Source organism: Paenibacillus radicis (ex Xue et al. 2023) (assembly GCF_024722015.1).
Classification (GTDB): Bacteria; Bacillota; Bacilli; order Paenibacillales; family NBRC-103111; genus Paenibacillus_S.
Genome location: NZ_JANQBD010000080.1, coordinates 1 through 755, shown reverse-complemented (window position 1 = coordinate 755; position 755 = coordinate 1). Strand labels below are relative to the sequence as shown.

At 48.1% G+C, this 755-nt stretch carries 1 tRNA gene and 2 rRNA genes; all 3 read right to left on the bottom strand.

Annotated elements, in window-relative coordinates:
* Nucleotides 1–286 precede the first annotated feature (286 nt).
* Nucleotides 287–363 (bottom strand) — tRNA-Ile (locus NV381_RS38145).
* Between the two features lie 75 nt (nt 364–438).
* Nucleotides 439–555 (bottom strand): 5S ribosomal RNA (rrf, locus tag NV381_RS38140).
* 144 nt (nt 556–699) lie between these two features.
* Nucleotides 700–755 (bottom strand): 16S ribosomal RNA (locus NV381_RS38135); the annotation flags it as partial.

Here is a 755-nt window from a genome sequence, read left to right as displayed (position 1 = left end):
CTTATTAGCTTAACCATTCCGCTAATAATTTCGATTCAAATGAATCGAGTTACTTGGATTCATGTGCGATCCGAAGATCGACACACGTTGCTCTATGCTGTTGACAACTGCGATGGTTTCACGCATCAAACAGTTGCAACTACTTGTTTCGGTATCTAGTTTTCAAGGAACAATCCTGCAATTGTTACATCCGACATGCGGCATCAATTGTCAGTTTGTGGCACCCACCTCAGCGGCAGGAATCACATCTTAACATATCCTCTTGTTTGTTGCAAGAGGTAAAATATGGTGGGCCCTAGTGGACTCGAACCACCGACCTCACCCTTATCAGGGGTGCGCTCTAACCAGCTGAGCTAAGGGCCCTCGTATAGAACTTAAGGTCCTATCCTTACGAGTTTATACTCGTATTCAAAACAAAAACCCACCCTAGGTGGGCTTGCTTGGCAACGTCCTACTCTCCCAAGACCCTGCGGTCTAAGTACCATTGGCGCTGGAGGGCTTAACGGTCGTGTTCGAGATGGGAACGCGTGGTTCCCCTCCGCCATCATCACCAAACGAAGTTATTGAGATATGGTTATCGGTCTCCTGAAAGTTCGGGAGGTCCTATTACCCTCTCAAAACTGAGCAACGAGTGAGTGTTGTGTTTGCAGCTAAGCTGCTTATTTGTCCGGTGACCTACAGTCACCATGGACTCCATAGAAAGGAGGTGATCCAGCCGCACCTTCCGATACGGCTACCTTGTTACGACTTCACCC